12 protein-coding genes are annotated in these 19,112 nt (G+C 75.2%); 7 read left to right on the forward strand and 5 right to left on the reverse strand.

Translation table 11 applies throughout. The annotated features are described in order from the left end of the window. Nucleotide 1: 1 nt before the first annotated feature. The 5 genes from J7462_RS14630 (at nucleotide 2) to J7462_RS14650 (ending at nucleotide 7,334) form a co-directional block, all read left to right on the forward strand. Nucleotides 2–1,567, forward strand: coding sequence for a glycosyltransferase family 39 protein (locus tag J7462_RS14630; protein WP_219464550.1), 1,566 nt, complete (start codon nucleotides 2–4; stop codon nucleotides 1,565–1,567). Continuing rightward, nucleotides 1,564–3,588 carry a glycosyltransferase family 2 protein gene (locus J7462_RS14635; RefSeq protein WP_219464551.1) on the forward strand — a complete coding sequence of 675 codons (2,025 nt, stop codon included), beginning with the start codon at nucleotides 1,564–1,566 and terminating at the stop codon, nucleotides 3,586–3,588. The genes J7462_RS14630 and J7462_RS14635 overlap by 4 nt, the downstream gene beginning before the upstream one ends. Beyond that, complete coding sequence (locus J7462_RS14640) at nucleotides 3,585–4,583, forward strand: glycosyl hydrolase (protein ID WP_219464552.1); 999 nt, start codon at nucleotides 3,585–3,587, stop codon at nucleotides 4,581–4,583. The genes J7462_RS14635 and J7462_RS14640 overlap by 4 nt, the downstream gene beginning before the upstream one ends. 256 nt (nucleotides 4,584–4,839) lie before the next feature. Beyond that, nucleotides 4,840–6,075 carry a type VII secretion protein EccE gene (locus J7462_RS14645; protein ID WP_219464553.1) on the forward strand — a complete coding sequence of 412 codons (1,236 nt, stop codon included), beginning with the start codon at nucleotides 4,840–4,842 and terminating at the stop codon, nucleotides 6,073–6,075. Continuing rightward, entirely contained in the window at nucleotides 6,072–7,334 is a 1,263-nt protein-coding gene (locus tag J7462_RS14650; protein ID WP_219464554.1) for a hypothetical protein, read from the forward strand. Before J7462_RS14645 ends, J7462_RS14650 begins: the two co-directional genes overlap by 4 nt. On the opposite strand, the gene J7462_RS14655 is transcribed toward J7462_RS14650, so the two are convergent. Both J7462_RS14655 and eccCa read right to left on the reverse strand, forming a co-directional pair. Continuing rightward, nucleotides 7,285–8,037, reverse strand: coding sequence for a HEAT repeat domain-containing protein (locus J7462_RS14655; protein ID WP_219464555.1), 753 nt, complete (start codon nucleotides 8,035–8,037; stop codon nucleotides 7,285–7,287). The two genes, J7462_RS14650 and J7462_RS14655, sit on opposite strands and share 50 nt — an antisense overlap. A 501-nt stretch (nucleotides 8,038–8,538) precedes the next feature. Further along, on the reverse strand, nucleotides 8,539–12,486 hold the full coding sequence (gene eccCa / locus J7462_RS14660; protein WP_219470351.1) for a type VII secretion protein EccCa: 3,948 nt from the start codon (nucleotides 12,484–12,486) through the stop codon (nucleotides 8,539–8,541). 187 nt (nucleotides 12,487–12,673) lie between these two features. Here eccCa and eccD point away from each other — a divergent pair, with 187 nt between their 5' ends. Continuing rightward, nucleotides 12,674–14,083 carry a type VII secretion integral membrane protein EccD gene (gene eccD, locus J7462_RS14665; RefSeq protein ID WP_219464556.1) on the forward strand — a complete coding sequence of 470 codons (1,410 nt, stop codon included), beginning with the start codon at nucleotides 12,674–12,676 and terminating at the stop codon, nucleotides 14,081–14,083. 7 nt (nucleotides 14,084–14,090) lie between these two features. Then, nucleotides 14,091–15,485: a type VII secretion protein EccB gene (eccB, locus tag J7462_RS14670; RefSeq protein WP_219464557.1), complete on the forward strand. Its 1,395-nt coding sequence runs from the start codon at nucleotides 14,091–14,093 to the stop codon at nucleotides 15,483–15,485. A gap of 87 nt (nucleotides 15,486–15,572) precedes the next feature. On the opposite strand, the gene J7462_RS14675 is transcribed toward eccB, so the two are convergent. Genes J7462_RS14675 through J7462_RS14685 form a run of 3 tightly spaced genes read right to left on the reverse strand, consistent with a single transcriptional unit; the run spans nucleotide 15,573 to nucleotide 19,010 of the window. Then, nucleotides 15,573–17,009 (reverse strand): S8 family serine peptidase, encoded by a 1,437-nt coding sequence (locus J7462_RS14675; protein WP_219464558.1) that lies wholly within the window; start codon nucleotides 17,007–17,009, stop codon nucleotides 15,573–15,575. A 19-nt stretch (nucleotides 17,010–17,028) separates the two neighbouring features. After that, nucleotides 17,029–18,009 (reverse strand): SMI1/KNR4 family protein, encoded by a 981-nt coding sequence (locus J7462_RS14680; protein WP_219464560.1) that lies wholly within the window; start codon nucleotides 18,007–18,009, stop codon nucleotides 17,029–17,031. Then, on the reverse strand, nucleotides 18,006–19,010 hold the full coding sequence (locus tag J7462_RS14685) for an SseB family protein (RefSeq protein WP_219464562.1): 1,005 nt from the start codon (nucleotides 19,008–19,010) through the stop codon (nucleotides 18,006–18,008). The genes J7462_RS14680 and J7462_RS14685 overlap by 4 nt, the downstream gene beginning before the upstream one ends. Nucleotides 19,011–19,112: the final 102 nt, after the last annotated feature.

A 19,112-nucleotide genomic window follows, 5' to 3' on the forward strand; every position in this document is an offset into this window, starting at 1 on the left:
GATGTCGCCCACCGGGGGCACCGGTGCCCGCAGCGACGCGCCGACCGCCCTGATCGTCCGGGTCCGCGACGCGCCACCCGAGCCGGCCGCCCCGTGGCGGCCCACCGAGGCCGACCAGCCGGCCCCGCCGGAGCCGCTGGACGCGCCCTGGCTGCGTCACCTGGCCCGGCTGTTGCCGATGGCCGTCGTCGCCGTCCTCGGCGGGATCGGGTTGAACCGGCCCGGCCTGTGGGAGGACGAGCTGGCCACCTGGGGCATGGTGACCGTCGGGTTCGACGACTTCGTCGCGGTGCTGCGTAACGTCGACGCCTCCATCGGCCCGTACTACCTGCTGCTGCGCGGGTGGGTGGCGCTGGCCGGCAGCTCCGACGTCGCGCTGCGGGTGCCGTCGCTGCTGGCCATGACGGCGGCGGCCGGCCTGGTCGCCGCGATCGGCCTGCGGATCGGCGGGCTACGGGTCGGGCTGGTCGCCGGCCTGCTGTTCGCGGTGCTGCCGACCACCTCCCGGTACGCCCAGGAGGCCCGACCGTACGCGTTCGCGGTGTGCGCCGCCGCGCTGGCCACCCTGCTGCTGATCCGGCTGCTGGAACGCCCCCGGTTCCTGCGCTACCTGGGCTACGCCACCGTGGTGGCGTTGCTCGGGTTGCTGCACCTGGTCGGGTTGCTGCTGCTCGCCGCGCACGCGGTGGTGGCCTGGCGGGGCGCGCAGCGGCGGCGTTCCCTCGTCGGCTGGCTCGGCGCGGCGGTGGCCGGCGTGCTGCCGGTCCTGCCGGTGCTCTGGTTCGGCCGCCTACAGACCGGTACGCAGATCAACTGGATTCCGCCGGTCACCCTGGACCGCCTGGTCGACACCCCGGAGGCGCTGTTCGGCGGGCCGCTGCTCGCCGGTGCGGTGCTCGCCCTGGCCTTCCTCGGCATGTCGATGCGGGAGCGGGCGGCGGTGGCCACCACCTGGCTGGTGCTGCCCGCCCTGGGCCTGCTGGTCGCCGCCCAGCTCACCCCGCTCTGGCTGCCCCGCTACCTGCTGTTCACGGTGCCGGCCTGGGCGCTGGTCGCTTCGTTGGCCCTGCGCCGCAGCTCGCTGCTGCGCGGCACGGCCGCGATGCTGGCGGTCGGGTTACTCGGCATCCCGATGCAGGTGGAGATCCGTGGGGTCACCGGCCACAGCCAGGGCACCAAGGAGATCGCCGCGGTGCTGCGGGCGCACGCACGCCCCGGCGACATCCTGGTGTACGGCCCGTTCGACGCCGGTGACCAGCGCACCAGCCGGGACGCGGTGAACCGGTACGTCGACGAGAGCTGGCGACCCCGGGACGTGCTGATGACCGTTCCGGCCCGCCGGCAGGGCACGCTGGGCGCGCGGGAGTGCGCCGACCGGGACGTCCCGGTGTGCCTGGGTCGCCCGGAGCGGGTGTGGATCGTGCGTAAGGGGGCGTTCGACAACCCGGTGCAGCGGATCGGGGCGGCGAAGGAGGCCGTGCTCAAGCCGTACGCCGTCGAGCGCACCTGGCGGGTCCGGGGCTTCAGCATCGGGCTGCTGGTGCGCAAGCCCGAGGTGACGAAGTGAGCACCCGGGCCGGCGGGGGCCGCACCGACGAGACGACGGAGTTCCACCGCCCGGTGCCACCGCCCCGCCCCGGCCCGCCGGCACCACAGCGCGGCCCGGCACCACAGGCCGGCCCGCCGGCACCGCAGCACGGCCCGGCACCGCAGCGCCGCCCCACGACCCGGCGCGGCCCGGCAGTGCAGCCCGACGCCACACCGGTCGGCCCGACAGCCGCCCGACAGGGGTCGGCGGTGCCCCCGCAGCGGCCGGCGGTTCCGCAGCGGGGGCCGGTGCCCCCGGCGTGGCCGGGACGGGCGGGCGAGCCGGGTCGGCCGGCGGCGGTGCCGACGCCCCGCGAACCGACGGCGGTGCCGGGTGGCCGGATGCCGGCGGCCCGGACACCGGCGGTGGTGCCGGCCGGCCGCGAACCGGCGGCGGTGCCGACGCCACGGGCGCCGACGGCGCGGCAGGTGGTGGCACCGGCGGCGCTGGGCCGCCCGACGACCGTCGACCCGGCGCTGCCGTTGCCGCCGGACGACGACGAGAAGGCCGCCTACCGGCACCGCCGGCTACCGGTGCTGATGATCGCCTCGTTCGTCAGCTTCACCGGGCTGCTCACCAGCCAGTTGCTCTTCGTCCGGATGGCACCCTGGCTGCTGGCGCTGCTGCCGCTGTTCGGCTTCACCGTCCTCTACTACCTGATCTCGGCGACGGTGAACATCGGCACGCCCGGGTTCGACCTAGACCGGCACCGACGGCTGGTCCGCGACTTCCGGCCGGCCGTCCACCCGTCGGTCGACGTGTTCCTGCCGGTGTGCGGCGAGGCGACCGAGGTGCTGCGCAACACCTGGGAGCACGTCAGCCGGATGGTCGACCACTACCCGGGCCGGGTGCACGTCTACGTGCTCGACGACTCGGCCACCGACGAGCGGGAGGCGATGGCGCTCGCCTTCGGCTTCGTCTACCAGCGCCGCCCCAACCGGGGCTGGTACAAGAAGGCCGGCAACATGCGGTACGCGTACCAGCGCACGCTGGGCGAGCACATCCTGGTGCTCGACGCCGACTTCACCCCCCGACACGACATGCTCGACGAGATGGTGCCCTACCTGGCCGCCGAGCCGGATCTCGGGATCGTGCAGTCGCCGCAGTACTTCCGGGTGCACGCCGGCCAGGGCTGGCTGGAACGCGGGGCCGGGGCGGTACAGGAGCTGTTCTACCGGATGGTGCAGGTGTCCCGGCAGCACCACGAGGCGGCGATCTGCGTCGGCAGCTGCGCGCTCTACCGTCGGGAGGCGCTCGACGCGATCGGCGGTTCCACGCTGATCGAGCACTCCGAGGACGTCCACACCGGGTTCGACATGCGGCGGCGTGGCTGGCGGCTGCGCTACCTCCCGGTGCCGCTGGCCACCGGGTTGTGCCCGGCCGACGTCAGCTCGTTCTTCACCCAGCAGTACCGCTGGTGTGCCGGGTCGATGAGCCTGCTCGGGTCGACGAAGTTCTGGAACACCCGGATGCGGCTGCGCACCCGGCTGTCGTACCTCTCCGGGTTCTGCTACTACCTGCACACGGCGCTGTTCACCTTCGTCGGGCCGCTGGTGCCGATCGTGCTGCTGGCCTGGTTCCCGCAGTCGGTGGCCCCGGCCAACTACCTGTGGATCGTGCCCAGCCTGATCTACAACCTGGTGGTGTTCCCGCTCTGGCACCGGTGCGCCTACCGGGTGGAGGCGTGGACCGTCAAGATGGTCTACGGCTGGTCGCACGCCTTCGCGATCTGGGACCTGCTGCGCGGGCAGAGCATGGGCTGGCAGCCCACCGGCGGCACGGGACGGAAGAACAGGACGGGTCGACTGTGGTGGGGAATGGCCGTCTGCACGGCGGGCAGTGGCGCACTGTGGACCGGCCTGGCAGCCCACCGGATGATCACCGACCAGCTGTGGACCTTCGCGCCGGCCTTCCTCGGGGGAGCGTTCTACCTGGCCGTCGCGTTGCAGGCGCTGCTGGTGAAGCCGGCGCGGGACATCCGGCCGGGGCGTTCCCGGTGACCTCCCGCCAACTGTTCACCATCGTGACGATGTTCGTGATCGGGGTCTTCGGCTACGCCGCGCTCGCGCCCGCCCCGGCCGGCCGCCCGGCCCGGTTCGCCACCGGACCCAGCGCGTCGCCCTCCCCCACCGGCCCGCCCCCGGCGTACGACGTCCGCCCGCTGGTGCAACCGCAGGGCCGCTACCTGGGGGTGGCGCTGAGCGGGGCGCCGCAGGACATGAGCCGGGTCGACCGGTTCGCCGACCTGGTCGGCAGCAAGCCCAACATCATCACCATCTACGAGAGCTTCGACGACGAGTTCGCCGCCGCCGAGGTCCGCCGCGTCCACCAGTACGGCGCACTACCGATCGTCCGCTGGGAACCGTTCAAGGCGAAACTCAAGGACATCGCCGCCGGGCGGCACGACCCGTACCTGGTGGAGTTCGCCGTCGCGGTACGCCGGCTCAACCTGCCGGTGGCGCTCACCATCGCACACGAGATGAACGGCCACTGGTACTCCTGGGGCGCGCACGACAACACGGCCAAGGACTTCGTCGCCGCCTGGCGGCACATCCACGCCGTCTTCGCCCGCGCCGACGCCACGAACGTCATCTGGACCTGGACCCCGAACGTGATCAACCCGGTCCCCTCGGTGAAACTCGCCCCGCTCTACCCCGGCGACGCGTACGTGGACTGGGTCGGCATCGACGGCTACTTCACCCGACGCGGCGAGCAGACCTTCGACGACCTCTTCGCACCCACCATCAGGCAGGTCCGCAAGTTCACCGCCCGACCACTGCTGATCGTGGAGACCGGGGCCGAACCGGGCACGATGCGCCGCCGCGCGGTCGACGAACTCTTCACCGCGATGCGGAAACGACCCGACCTGCTCGGGTTCGTCTACTTCAACCAGAAGGGCTCCGGCGACTGGGTCATCGACTCGGACCGACCGGCGGTGGCCGCGTACCGGGCCGGGGTGGCCGCCGACCCCCGGATCGCTTTCCGGGTGAACTGACAGGCCGCCCAGTTCCCGGCCCTGGAAGACTTCGCCCTCGACTCCGCGGTCGACTGTGGACCAGCCCGACCCGGGCCCGCCACGAGCCGGCCTGCGGACGAGTCGACCTGCAACGGACCGGCCGCCTCGGCAGCCCGGCGGCGGGTGCCCGGCCGCCGACCCCACGGGCCCCGGGTGGCGGCGGCGGGTTCCTATGATGAGGGCGGCCCACCGTGGGTGGGCCACACGGGTCGAGGCGTCTGGGGGGCAGCCGGAGATGACCGGAGCACCACGACCGGGACACACCACCCTCCGGCCGGAACACTCCGACGCCCGCCTGCACCTGGCCCCCCGTCGCCGTCCCGGCCGGATCGGTGAGCTGCACGTCCTGCAACTGCTCCTGGTGGAGGCGGTGCTGATCAGCGTCCTCGCCAGTGGACTGTTCGGCATGCCGGTGCTGGTCGTCGCCGCGCTCTGCGGCGTACTCCTGCTGACCGTGGTGTTCCTGCGCTCGCGGGGCCGCTGGTGGCTGGAGAAGCGGTCGCTGGCCCGGCAGCACCGGCGGCGGGCCGCCGCGGCGGTGCCGGTGGCCGCCGACGCGGGGTTGGACGCCCTGCAACGACTCGCCCCCGGCCTGTCGGTGGGCACCGTGGCGCTGGCCGACGGGACCCGGATCGGGGTGGCCCGCGACGACGCCGGCTGGTTCGCGGTGGCCGCCGTCGGCGGGTCCGGGCCGACCGGTGACGCGCCGGGCGGCCTGCCGCTGGACGTGCTGGCCACCGCACTGGCGGAATCCGGGCAGCCGGGCGCCGTGCTCCAGGTGGTGACCAGCACCGTCCCGGCCGGCGGGCCGGGTGACGACCCGACCGCCCCGGCCCGGGAGTCCTACCGGCAGTTGCTGGCCGGCCTCGACGGCGGTCCGGTCCCGGGGGCGCGGGCGACCTGGGTGGCGGTCCGGCTGGACGCCCGCGCGCTGGCCGAGGCGATCGGCGACTACGCGGTCGACCTGGGGATCGCCCCGTCGGTGGTGGCCGCGCTGGCCCGCCAGGTCGGCAGGTCACTGCGCCGGTGCGGGGTCGAGCACCGCTTGCTGGACGCCCACGGCCTGCTCGCCGCCGTCGGCCGGTCCTGTGGGTTCACCCCGGGCGTCCCGCTCGGCGCAACCCCGGTCCGCGAGGAGTGGTCGGCGTGGCACTGCGGCCCGCTCGCGCACCGCTCGTTCTGGATCCGCCGCTGGCCCCCCGTCGACCGGGCGGCGGCCATGCTCGGCTGGCTGGAGACCCTGCCCGCCTCGCTGGTGACGGTGTCGTTGACGGCCGCCTCCAACGGGCCGGGGGAGGATCTCGACCTGCGGGGGCTGGTCCGCGTCACCGGGCCGACGGAGCTGCTGCCGCAGCTGTGCGGGCCGGCCGTCGACGGGGTACGGCAGGCGGGCGGGGAACTCTTTCCCCTCGACGGCGAACACGGCCCGGCGGTGTACGCGTCGGCACCGACGGGGGGTGGCGCGGGATGACCGGACCGGATGACGAACGACGCACGACGGTGCCGGCCACCTTCGGCGCGTCCCCGGCCCGGCCGGCCGGGCCGTACCGGGAGCCGGCCGGTGAGCCGTACCCGGCGGAGCCGGCCGGTGAGCCGTACCCGCAGGGCCCGACCGAGGGGTCGTATCCGCAGGATTCGACCGGTGGACCTCGCTCCCCGGGTCAGGCCGGTGGGGCGTACCGCCCGGGGCCGGCGGCTGCCGGGGCGTACCCGGGCGGACCGGTCGCCGCTGCCACCGCACCAACGCCGGTCACCGCACCGCCGGTCACCGCACCGCCGGTCGCTGCGGACGCACCGGTGCTGGCTGCCTCAGGCGCCCGGACCGGTGGCGACGCCGACGCGGCCGGCACCGCCACCGCCACCGCGCTGGCCACCGCCGACCCGCTGACCCGGTCCCTCGCCAGTCCGCTGGCCGCCCCGGAAAGCCATCCACCCGCTCCACCGGGGCCACCGCCGGCCCACGGCCTCGGGGCCGAGGACGTCCCCGGCCGTGGCGGGCCGTCCGGGCGGTTGCCCCGGCTGCGGATCGGCACCCACGCGGTCTCCCCGGCGGCCCTCGCCCGGCTCAGCCCCACCCCGCTGCCGGCCGGTCTGGTGCTCGGGGCGGACCGCCGCCGGGCAGCGGTCACGATCCGGCTGTTCCGCCCGGAACCGACCCGGGTGACCCTGGTCGGCGGGGTGTGGGCGGGGCAGCTCGTCGCCTTCCGGGCGCTGGCCCTGGGGGCCCGGGTCGTCGTGCTCACCGCCGACCCGGCCGGCTGGGCCGGATTCGGCACGGCGGCGCTCGGCCGGGCCGCCGACCGGGTCGAGATACACGCCGACGGCCGCCCGCTGCCCACCGCCGGCACCGCCCAGCAGCCCGTCCTGATCGTCCGCGACCTACCGCCCGGCGCGACCGCCCCGACCACACCCGGGTCGACGTCCCCCGACCCGACCGCGTCCGGGACGGCGTCCCCCGGGGTGTGGCAGGCCGAGCTGACCGTGTTGCGGCGGCTCGATGCCGGCACCGCGCCCGCCCTGCACGACAGCGATCTCTGCGTGCTGCAACGGCTCTCCGCCGACGAGTCGGCGACGGCGCAGCAGGCGCTGCGGCTGCCCCCGGACGGCGGCCGGTTCCTCCAGGTGATGGCCGACGACATGCTCACCCTGGTCGGTGGCGGCACGGACCGGCACCTGTGGATCAGCCAGACGTCGGTCGAGCAGCACCTGCTGGGCGCACCCCGCCGCTGACGAGCAGCCCGGCCAGGCGCTTCTTCCGGCTGTTCTCCCGGACGATCCAGGCCACGTCGCCGTCGTCGACGCCGGCCAGCGCCCGGAACAGCGGCAGGCCGGCAGCCGGATCGGCAGCCACCGCGACACTCCAGCAGTAGCCCAACGCCTGACGCAGGGCCCGGACGTCGTCGTCGCGGCGACGGCCGGACGGCAGCGCGGCCAGCCCCGCCGTCGCCCGGTCGCACAGGACGACGGCGCGGGCGGCGGCCTCCGGGTGGGTCAGCAGTCGCGGTTCGCAGACGGCCGCGACGGCCGCCCGCCGGACCAGCGGGTGCGGGTCCCCGGCCCACGCCGTGCCGAGGTCGAGCAGGCTCGGCAGGTCGGCGTCGCCGAGCCGCTGCAACGCCAGGGCCACCGCCTCGCGTACCCGCCAGCGGGGGTCGGTGGCGTGGTCGTGCAGGCGTGCCTCGATGCGTCTGGGGGCCCGCCCGCCGGCCGCCAGCAGACGACCCAGACCGAGCACCCCGCAGAACACCAGATACTCGTCGTCGGTGCCGATCAGATGGTCGAACGAGGCGGGCCCGCCCTCGTCGGCGACGGCCTGGGCGAGCTCAAGGTTGGCCCGTGGCCCGGGCAGCCCCGAATGCTCCCGCAGGAACGCCGGCCACCGCGCGGGACCCCGCTCCCGCAGCTCGGTCCGGTACTGGTCACGCCGGCTCACCAGCGCAGCGTAACCCGCCCGATCCCCATGCAGAGTCGGCCCGACACGCGCACCCTCGGATGGGTAACTCCCGGCCGTCACCCAAACGGGTCGTACTCTCACGTTGCGCTGCTCTGCTACGTCGACGAGTCGTGCACCGCCCGGGGTCTACCGGGTCGGAGCGTTGCTGGTGCCCGACACCGTGGCGATCCCGCTCAGCGAGGCTCTCGATCGCGTCATGGTCGACGCCGCGAAGACGTACGGGGTTCCCGCCGACGCGGAGCTGCACGGCTACGAGATCTTCCACTCAACGAGCAACTCTGGTCGCTCGTCGAGCCACGCCGCCACCACTCGTGGTGCTGGGATCCGCTGCGAAGGCAAACCCGAGACGGATGCACGAGAGGCCCGCATCAGCGGGCCTCAAGGCGGGCGCGGGAGCCCGGCGGGCGTCCTGCATCATCCAGGCTAGCAGGCAGTTCTGCTCTTCGGGAGCAGAACCGACCGTCGGACCGACGGCCCCGCTCACGCCGGGGGCACCAGGGGGAGTTGGACGAGTTGGGCGCCGTGGCGCCGGGTGAACAGCCAACCCCGGCCGGCGGGCAGCCGCTGCGGCCTGACGGTGCCGAACAGCGCGCCCTCCTCCCGCGGCCCGGACATCATGATGCCCGGGGAGGCCAGTTCCCTGATCCGCCCGATCATCGGGTCGAACATGGCCCGTCCGGCACCGCCGATCCGTCGGGTCAGCACCAGGTGCAGGCCGATGTCGCGGGCCTGCGGCAGGTACTCCAGCAGCGGCGCGAGCGGGTTGACCGCCGCCCCGGCCACCAGGTCGTAGTCGTCGACCAGCAGGTAGAGCTCCGGCCCCTTCCACCAGCTGCGGTCGCGCAGTTGCTCGGCGGTGACGTCCCGCCCCGGCAACCGCTCCCCCATCACCGTGGACACCTGCTTGACCAGGTCGGCGGTGACCTGCGGGGAGGTGCCGTAACCGATCAGGTGCTCGGAGTCCACCGCGCCGAGCAGGCTACGCCGGAAGTCGACCAGGATGATCCGGGCCTGCGCCGGGTCGTTGCCCTCGACGATGCTGCGGGCCAGCCCACGCAGGAAGGTGCTCTTGCCGCACTCGACGTCCCCGAAGAGCAGCAGGTGCGGCTCGGCGGTGAAGTCGAGGCGTACCGGCTGGAGGTCGGTCTCGGCGATGCCGATCGGGATCAGGCCGCCCTGCGCGGCGGGCAGCGCCTCGAAGGGTAGCTCGGCGGGGAGCAGCCGCACCGCCGGGGCACCTGCCGACGTCCAGTGCTGCTGCACCTGCCTGACCAGGTCGGCCAGCGCGTCCGGCAGGTCGTCGACCACGGGCCGGCCGTCGAGGCGGGGCAGGCCGGCGAGGAAGTGCAGGCCGTCGGGGGTGAGCCCGTGGCCGTGCTGCTCCGGCACGTTCACTGCGGCCCGCCGGTTGATCACCGAGTCGGCCGGCTCGCCGAGGCGCAGCTCCACCTTCGCACCGAACATGTCCCGCACCGCGGGCCGGACGTCCATCCACCTGTTGGTCGCGGCCAGGATGTGGATGCCGTAGCCGAGCCCCCGATTCGCCAGCTCGGTGACCAGGGGTTCCAGGTCCTCGAACTCGGCCCGCAGCGCCGCCCAGCCGTCCACCACCAGGAACACGTCACCGAACGGGTCCTCCTGGAAACGGCCCTCCCGGCGGGCCCGCCGGTAGGCCGCCGCGCCCTCCACCGCGTGCGTGGTGAACAACGCGTCCCGGGCCTGCATCAACCCGTGCAGCTCGGCGATGGTCCGCCGGACCTTGTCCACCTCACGTCGGCTGGCCACCCCGCCGACGTGCGGCAGGCCGGCCAGCGCGGCCAGGGTGCCGCCGCCGAAGTCGAGGCAGTAGAACTGCGCCTCGCGCGGGGTGTTGCCCAGGGCCAGGCTGGTGATCAGGGTACGCAGCAGGTTGCTCTTGCCGGTCTGCGGTGCGCCCACCACCATCACGTTGCCGGCCGCCCCGGCCAGGTCCAACCAGAGCGGGTCGCGGCGCTGCTCCAGCGGTTTGTCGACGATGCCGGCGACACCGTGCAGTGCGCCGTGCCGGTCCTCGGCGGCGATCGTCAGGCCCCGCACCGGGGACACCTGCACCGGTGGCAGCAGCGCGTCGAGGGTGGGCGGCTCCTCCAGCGGCGGCAACCAGACCTGGTGGGCGGCCGGCCCGTGCCCCCGCATCCGCGCCACCAGCACGTCGAGCAGGCTCTCCCCGACATGCTCGTCGACCGGGGCCCGGGTGGGCTCGTCCGGCTCGTCGTCGGTGGCGAGCGGGACGTAGTCGGTGGTGTAGTCGCGTACCGGGTCGATCAGCCGGCCACCGACGGTGGGCACCCCGCCGTGCTGCCGGACCGCCCCCGAGACGTACGCGGCCTTGAACCGGATCAGCCCCTCGGTGCCGGCCTTGAGGTAGCCGTGCCCCGGCGAGCGGGGCAGCTCGTACGCGTCGGCCACCCCGAGCACCGCGCGGGACTCCATCGAGGAGAACGTCCGCAACCCCAGCCGGTACGACAGGTGCGTCTCCAGGCCCCGCAGCCGCCCCTCCTCCAGCCGCTGCGAGGCCAGCAGCAGGTGCATGCCCAGCGACCGGCCCACCCGGCCGATCTGCACGAACATGTCGATGAAGTCCGGTCGGGCGCTGAGCAGCTCGCTGAACTCGTCCACCACGATCAGCAGGCTGGGCAGCGGGGCGAGCGGCACCCCGGCCGCGCGGGCCCGCTCGTAGTCGCGCTGCGAGGCGTAGTTGCCGGCCCGGCGCAGCAGCTCCTGCCGGCGGGTGATCTCGCCCTGGATCGCCCCGAGCATCCGGTCGACCAGGAACAACTCGTCGGCCAGGTTGGTGATCACGGCACTGGTGTGCGGCAGCCGGTCCAGTGCGGCGAAGGTGGCACCGCCCTTGAAGTCGACAAGCACCAGGTTGAGGATCTCCGGGCTGTGCGTGACGGTCAGCGCCAGCACCAGCGTCCGCAGCAGCTCGCTCTTGCCGGAGCCGGTCGCGCCGACGAGCAGCCCGTGCGGGCCCATCCCCTCCTGGGCGGACTCCTTGAGATCCAGCTCGATCGGCCGGCCGCTCTCGTTGACCCCGATCGGCACCCGCAACCGACTGCGGTTGGGCCGGCTGCCCCAGGCGGTGGCCAGGTCCAGCTCGTAGGGGTCACCGAGGCCGAGCAGATCGGCCAACCCCAGGTCGGCGGCGACGGTCGGCTGGTCGGCGTACGACGCGGCGGACAGCCGCAGCGGGGACAACTCCCGGGCCAGCACCTCGGCCCGGGCCGGATCGAGGGTGTCGGCCCGGCCGACCCGGGTGCTGCCGTCCATCGTGGTGCCCGAGATGGTGCCGTCCTCGGCGACGTCGAGCACCACGGAGGTCTCGTCGAGCAGGCGCGGGGGGTGACCGGTGAGGTCCAGCAGGGTCACCCCGGCGACCCCGCCCTCGGTCATCAGGTGGTCGGAGCCGGCGACCTGCCCGCCGTCGATCACCACCAGCACGTACGGCGCGACGGTCGCCGTCGCCGACGGGTCGAAGCGCGGCCGGTTGGCGAGCACGTCGACGAGCATCGCCTCCAGCGCCACCACGGTCGGGGCGAAGAGCCGGATCGGCCCGACCGCGTCGAGTTTCGTCGGGTGCTGGGCGTGCGGCAGCCACTTCGCCCACTCCCACCCGGCCCGGCGGTCGGGGTCGACGCAGAGCGCGACCAGCAGGTCGTCGGGGGCGTGGAAGGTGGTCAACTGGGCCACCACCGCGCGGACCAGCCCGCGTACGGCGTCGTCGGCCCCGCGCAGGTGGACGTGGGAGAAGTCGCGCAGGGCGATCGCCACCGGCAGGTCGGGCACCACCGAGTAGGTGGCGACGAACCGGCGCAGCGCCACCGCGCACAGCGGCTCCAACTCGTCCACCGGGCGGGTCTGCGGTGGGATCAGCGGGGTGGCGACCTCCTGCGGGCCGAGCCCGATGCGGACCACGCTGAAGTCGGCGTCGCCCCGCCGACGCTCCCACAGCCGACCACTGGTCACCGTGGACCAGAGCGAGTCCGGGTCGGGGTGCCGGTAGTGGATGGCCTCCCGCTGCTGGCGGACCGTGTTGCGGACCTGGGCCCGCAGCTGGGTGAGGCGGCGCAGGTACTGCCGGCGTGCCTCGATCATCTCGCGTTTGCCCGGCCCGGACTGGTTGACCACCATCACCGCGATCATGCCGAGGATGGAGACCCCGTACATGCCACCGACCACATAGGTCATCACGCCACCGCGCTGCATGCCCATCATCAGGCCCATCGCCGCGGCACCGGCCGCCATCGGCAGGATCATCAGCATCCGGGTCCAGCCCCGGCCGCCGGCCGCCGGCACCTCCGGCGGCGGGTCGAGCAGCACCTCCCCGGTCGGCAGCGGGGGTGCCGGCCGGCGGGGTGGACGCTTGACGACCACCAACGACGACATCTCCCCCGTACCTCCCACCACATAGGTCACCGGCGGCCCACTCTATCGACCGGTCGCCCCTGGCAGGGACCGCCGTCCGCCCGTCGGCCGGACCCCCCGACGGGCGGCCCCGCCGTGCTACCTTGACCGCCGCGGAGGGCCCAGGAGGCGACCGCGCGGACGCGTGGCACACGGGGAGGTGACCAGCGTGACGGCCCCGGGCGGTCTCAGTCTGGCCAGGGTGACGATCGCCGCTCCCCAGCGGCGGATGAACGTGGCGTTGCCCAACGGCATGCTCGTCGGGGAGTTGTTGCCGCACCTGCTCCGGCATGCCGGGGAGGGTCTCGGCGACGTCGGTGAGCAGCAGGGCGGCTGGGTGCTCCGACGCGCCACCGGCACCCTGTTGGAGGCCACCCGCAACCTCGCCGTGCAGGGCGTCCGCGACGGCGAGCTGCTGCACCTCACGCCGGGCCGCGACGAATGGCCCGAGCTGGCGTACGACGACGTGGTCGAGGTGATCGCCAGCGGCGCGCGCCGGACCGGTCGGTCGTGGAGCAACGACGCCACCCGGCGGGCCGGGTTGACGGTGACCGCCGCGCTGCTCGGATTCGGGCTGTTCGCCCTGCTCGCGGTCGGCTCGCCGTGGCGGGCCCCGGGCCTGCTGGCGCTGGGGGTCGCGGCGCTGCTGGCGGTCGCCGGGCCGGTGCTGTCGCGGGCCGTGCCCGACGCGACCGCCGGTGCCGTGGTCGCCGCGGCCGGCCTGCCCTACGCCCTGCTCGGCGGGGCGTTGCTCGCCGCCCCGGACGGGGTGCGGATCGTCGACCTGGGCGCACCGAGCCTGCTGCTCGGCTCCGCCGCGCTGCTGGTCTTCGGCATCGCCGGGTACGCGGCGGTGGGTGGGGTGCAGCGGCTGTTCATGGCCGGGGCTGCCGCCGGCCTGACCGGCGTGCTGGCCGCGCTGCTCTGCTACGGCGGGGTCTCCCCCGCCGGGGCGGCGGCGGCGACGTTGACCACGGTGATCGGTCTGCTGCCCGGTTACCCGTTGATCGCCGGCTGGTTGGGCAGGCTGCCGGTGCCGGAGCTGCCCGACCGGCCGGAGGAGATCCTCAAGGACCGGCCGGTGCCCGAGCGGGCGAGGGTCTTCGTGACGGTGGCGCGGGCCACCGAGCTGCTCACCGGGATGCTGCTGTCCGCGTCGGTCTGCGGCGCGCTCGCCATCGCGTTCCTGCTGACCGAGGACCGCACCCCGGCCGGCGTGTTGCTGGCGCTCTGCGGTGCCGGTGCGCTGCTGCTGCGCGGGCGACTGTTCCCGACCGCCGCGCAGCGGGTGCCGCTGCTGGTCAGTGGCCTGTTGGGGCTGTCGGCGCTGACCGTCGCCGCGCTGTTGGCCACCACATCGGGCGGTGACCGGATGCTGATCGGGCTCGGTGTGGTCGCCGTGGCGGCGGTGACCCTGGTCGCCGGCCTGCTCTACAGCCGTCGCCGGCCGTCACCCTATCTGGGCCGGGCCGCCGACATCGCCGACGTGATCGCCATCATGGCGTTGATTCCGCTGGCCTGCGCGGTCATCGGCCTGTTCGGGGCGATCCGGGGGATGTTCGCCTCGATCGGCGGGTGAGGCGACGATGACGACCCGCCGCGACCAGCTCCAGTCCTACCAGTTCATGACCCAGCGGGTGATGTCCGCGTTCGTGATGCGCGAGACCGACCCGCAGCAGTCGCCGCTGCGTCGGGGCATCGGCGCGTTGTTCGGCGGCCTGATGGTGGCCGTCCTGGTCGCCGCCGGGGTGGGCATCTACGGGTTGCTCACCAAGGTCGGCGGGGACAGTTGGCGCAAGCCCGGCTCGGTGGTGGTCGAGAAGGAGACCGGCGCCACCTACGTCTATCTGGACGGCCGGCTGCACCCGACGCTCAACTACGCCTCCGCGTTGCTGGCCGCCGGTCGCCCCGGCACCCCCGTGGTACGCGTCTCCAGCAGCACCCTCAGCGCGGTCCCCCGGGGTGTGACGATGGGCATCCCGAACGCCCCGGCCTCGCTGCCGGCAGCGGACCGGCAGGCGGGTCTGCCGTGGACGGTCTGCTCCGCCCCGGCGACCGACGACACCGGCCGCACCACCGACACGGTGACCCTGGCGCTGGCCGCCCGCCCGGTCGACGGGCGGGGCGTCGGCGACGACGGGCTGCTCGTCAAGGACGCCACGCTGGGCATGAACTACCTGGTCTGGCACGGTCGCCGGCACCTGGTGCAGGGTTCCCGGGTGGTCGTGCCCGCCCTGTTCGGGGCGGTCACCCCGACCCCCGTCGGCACCGCCTGGCTGAACGCGCTGCCCGCCGGGGTGGACCTCGCCGCCCTGCCCGTCGCCGACCGGGACGACCCGTCCCGGGAGGTGCCCGGCCGCCGCAACGGTGACGTGCTGGTCACCCAGACCGCTTCCGGCCCGCAGCACTACCTGGTGCTCACCGACGGGGTCGCCCCGATCACCCCGGTGCAGCAGGCCATCCAGACCGGCCAGTCGGGGCGGCAACCGGCGCCGGTCGCCGTCTCCGCGGTCACGGCGCTGCCGAAGAGCGGGCAGCTACCCCGCCCGGCGGACCGGGGCCAGCCGCCCGCCACCCCACCGAAGCTGCTCGGCCCGGAGCCCGGCCAGCAGCTCTGTGCCGCCACCTCCGACGCCGGCACCCCGCCGGAGCTGACCGTGGGCGGCACGCTGCCCGGCGCGGACCGGGCCGCGCCGACCGGTTCCGTCTCCCCGGACGGCGTCCCGCTCGCCGACCGGATCGCCGCCCCCGCCGGCCGGGTCACCGTGCTGAAGCTGCTCGGCAGCCCCGGGGCCTACAGCATCGTCACCGACCTGGGCATCCGGTACGCGGTGCCGTCGGCCGAGGCGTTGCGCCTGCTCGGCTACCCGGCGGAGGGTGCGTTGGTGGTGCCGCCGAGCCTGACCATGCTGGTCCCGACCGGCCCGACCCTGGACCCACGGGGCGCGGTCCGTCCCGCCCCGGTCACCGTCGGGGGCTGACCGACCCCACCGGGCGTACCGGCCCGCCCGACCGCTGTCCCGGGCGGCCCGCCCCGGCCGGGCACGGCCCTGAACTGCGGGCGGTGTTCATCGGCCGGGGCCGGGTTCCGGGTCGTCGAAGAGCTGCACCGGGGGGCCCGGTTCGGTGGGCTGCGCCGACCGGGCGGGTGCCGGCGCGACGGCGGCCCGCCACCGGCGGCGGCGCACCCTGGGCAGGGTCAGTGCGACCGCACAGATCACCAGGACGGTGCCGAGGGCGAGCACGGCACCGGCCAGCGCGATCCGCCGGCTCTCCCGCAGCGCCGGGTCGGGCCGGTCGACGGCAGGCCGGAACCGGGGCAGCGGGGCGGGTCTGGCCTGCGGCAGCAGTTGGTCGTTGAGCGCCCCGTACGGGTTGACCGTGCCGTGGCCGTACTCGGCGCGGTCGGCGCCGGGGACCGCCGTCACCGTCAACAGCCGGACCAGTTCGCTGCGCGGTGCACCGCCCCGCTTGGCCAGGGTGAGGGCGACCGCAGCGGCCACGAACCCGCACGCCAACGCGGTGCCGTCGGCGGCCTCGACCAGCCCGCTGCCGCGCTGGGTGGTGGTGACGGCGACGCCCGGCGCGACCAGGTCCAGGTACGGCCCGTACTGCGATTTCGGCCACCGCCGCCCGTCCGGGCCGATCGCCCCGACGGCGAGGACCTCCGGGTAGCCGGCCGGGTAGGACACCGGGTTACCGTCCCCGCCCCGGTCGCCGCTGGCACCCACCACCAGCACACCCCGGACGACGGCCCGCCGCACCGACGTCCGCAGGGCCGCGCTGTCCCGGTCGGCGGCCACGGTCACCGCGACCACCCGGGCACCCCGGTCGACGGCCCAGTCGATGCCCCGGGCCAGCACCCCCGGGTCGACCGGGGCGGCACCGAACGCCCGGTCGTCGACCACCCGTACCGGCAGCACCCGGGCGCTCGGCGCGAGCCCCGCGAACGGCGACGGGCCGGCCTGCCGGGCGACGATCAGCCCGGCCACCCGGGTGCCCTGGCCGGTGCAGTCGGTGTCGGCCCGGCCGCTGCCCCGGACCGCGTCATAGCCGGGCTCGACCCGCCCCCGCAACTGCGGGTGGTCACCGTCCACTCCGGAGCCGAGCACCGCGACGGTGACCCCGGCACCCTGGCTGAACGGCCACACCTGTTCCGGGGCGAGCACCTGCTGGGCCCAGGACGGCGCGGCGACCTGCCCACCGGCCTGCGCACAGTCGGGTGCCGCCGCAGCGGGCGGCACCGGCCCGGCCAGCAGTCCGGCGGCGAGCCCGACGACCACCCCACCCGCCACCCGACGCCGGCCCGCGCGGGCCGGGCCGCCCGTCGCCGGCCTGTCGGCCACCGGACCACCCGACCGGGTCACGCCGCCGGCCACCGGACCGCCCGACCGGGTCACGCCGCCGGTCGCCGGACCGCCCGACCGGTGCGGGTCGGCGATGACCGTCCGGGCCCGTGCCTGCGTGGCGTCCGGCTGTCGCCCGCGCCGTCCGTACCCCGTCATGTGTTCCTCCGTCCCGGCCTCACGCCGCCGGCTGCCGGCGGGCCGGCGGCAACGCCGACCCGGTCCGCTCGTCCTCGACCCGGGTCACCCGCCCCCCGGCCACCGCCTCCACGGCCAGGTCACGCAGCGGACCCGGCACCGCCCGCAGGGCGTGCCAGAAGACGCCGAAGCTGTCGGCGCAGCGGTGCAGCAGCCGGTTGCCGACGTCGGCGGCGGTGTCGTCGTCGCGGGCCCGGGGGTCGTCGTCGTCCCAGTACCAGACCGACCCCTCGTCGCCGCCGGCCACCCGGACGGCGAGCAGCCCACCCTGCACGTGCCCGACCGCCAGCCAGTCGGCGGTGAACCGGTCGGTGAACCAGGCGTTGGCGTGGCACAGGTCCTGCATCCGGTCGGTGCGGGCCACCCCGAACAGCGGCTGGTCGACCACGAAGCCGAACCGGGGGTGCACCGCCGGCCAGTCCGGCCAGCCACCGTTGGTGCGGGCCAGGAAGTCCCGGTAGCCGGCCGGCAGGGCGCAGCCGAGCCGCTGCTCGACGCGGGCCACCGCCGGTGGGCTGAGCCGTTCGGCGAACCGCAGCGGCGGCGGCTCGGCAGTCTCCACCGGCAGCCCGCGCCGCCGGGGGTCGGCGTCGCCGGTGCCCACCCCGCCCAGGTGCCGCAGCGCCACGTGCAACTCCGCCGGCACCAGCGCGACCCGCCGGCTGCGTGCCAGATGCGCCCAGACCCACCCCGCCGGGGTACGCCCGGACGCGTCCGGGTCGGCCGGGTCGGGTACGGCCAGGTTGGCGGTGAGCACGTCCAACACCCGGGCCGCGTCCACCCCGATGCCCGGCGGCAGTGGCGGCAGCTCGACCACCGCCCGCGCGTACGGCGTCCAGTCCGGAAAGCCGTACGGGTCGACCGGCACCCCCTGCCGGTAGCGGACCCGCAGCATCGGCGCGACCGGATGGACCACCCCGAAGGCGTACCGGGCACCGGGGATCAGCGTCGCCCCGCTCACCGGCCCCACCCGGCATCGGCCGGCCGCCCGGCGACGGCCCCGGCGGAGTTCGGGTCGTCGGTGGCGGCCCCGGCGCTGGTGACCTCGTCGGGGCCCGTCTCGTCGGGGGTGGGCCAGAGCAGGAGGAACGGCACCTGGTCGGCGGGGACGGTGATGCCGGCCGGGGAGTCCGGGTCGACGGCCAGGGCGTGCCCCGGCGGCCAGACGGTGAGCAGGGCGGCCATCGTGGCCCGCAGGCTCGGCGTGCCGTCCGGGTAGGCCCGCGCGAAACGTTCCGGGGCGGTGAACACCTCGATCACCGGCGTCTCCCCCGCGTCGACCGCACGCCACGGGAAGTCCGGGTCGACCAGCCGGGCCGGGTCGGGCACCGGGGCACCGGTGGGGAGCACCACCAGCGCGTCGAGCAGCGCATCCAGGTAACCGACGGAGTCGCCCCGCTCGGCCGCGTCCCGCAACAGCGCGGCGGTGTCCGGCTCGTCCGCCGGGCCCGGGGCGGGTGCCGGTGGGGCGGGCGCGGCAGCCGGATCGTCCGACCCGTCGGCCGTCGCGGCGGCGATCTCGTCGTCGGCCGCCGCCTCGGCCAGCTCGGTGAGCAGCTCCGCCCCGGCGGGCACGGCCAGCTCCCCGTCCGCCGCCGCCCGGACCGCCTCCACCGGCAGGTACGCGTCCAGCGGGGTGCCCGGGTTGACCGCCAGCCGCCACCCGGCCACCGGCCACCGCTCGCACAGCTCGTCGTACCCGGTCACGGTGTACGCGTCGGCGACGCCGGCGACCTGCGGCACCATCGACTCCAGCGAGGTGAACACGGGCAGGAACGGCTGTCCGAAAAGGTCCATCGTGACGAACCGCTGACCGCCGTCGGCCGGCTCGTCGGCACGCAACTGCGGCAGGAACAGCTCGGCCCGGGTGAGGATGCGGAAGAACCCGGTGCGGTCGTCGTCGCGCGCCGCGCGCAGCAACGCCCGTTCGGTGTCGTTGGCCGGCTGCCACGACTCGTCCACGACGGGTCTCCTCCCTGCCCGGTGCCGACCTGAGCCTAGCGATGTCCCACCGGCGGGCGGGACCCGCAGCGGGCGCACGCTAGGCTACGGGCCGGTCGCCGT

It is taken from the genome of Micromonospora sp. RL09-050-HVF-A, assembly GCF_019374995.1.
Lineage (GTDB): Bacteria > Actinomycetota > Actinomycetes > Mycobacteriales > Micromonosporaceae > Micromonospora > Micromonospora antibiotica.

What these genes read in the sequence shown, in the direction of transcription:
- J7462_RS14675 (WP_219464558.1), bottom strand. Translation starts at nt 17,009, where the DNA reads ATGACGGGGTACGGACGGCGCGGGCGACAGCCGGACGCCACGCAGGCA.
- J7462_RS14650 (WP_219464554.1), top strand. Translation starts at nt 6,072, where the DNA reads ATGACCGGACCGGATGACGAACGACGCACGACGGTGCCGGCCACCTTC.
- J7462_RS14630 (WP_219464550.1), top strand. Translation starts at nt 2, where the DNA reads ATGTCGCCCACCGGGGGCACCGGTGCCCGCAGCGACGCGCCGACCGCC.
- J7462_RS14645 (WP_219464553.1), top strand. Translation starts at nt 4,840, where the DNA reads ATGACCGGAGCACCACGACCGGGACACACCACCCTCCGGCCGGAACAC.
- eccCa (WP_219470351.1), bottom strand. Translation starts at nt 12,486, where the DNA reads ATGTCGTCGTTGGTGGTCGTCAAGCGTCCACCCCGCCGGCCGGCACCC.
- eccB (WP_219464557.1), top strand. Translation starts at nt 14,091, where the DNA reads ATGACGACCCGCCGCGACCAGCTCCAGTCCTACCAGTTCATGACCCAG.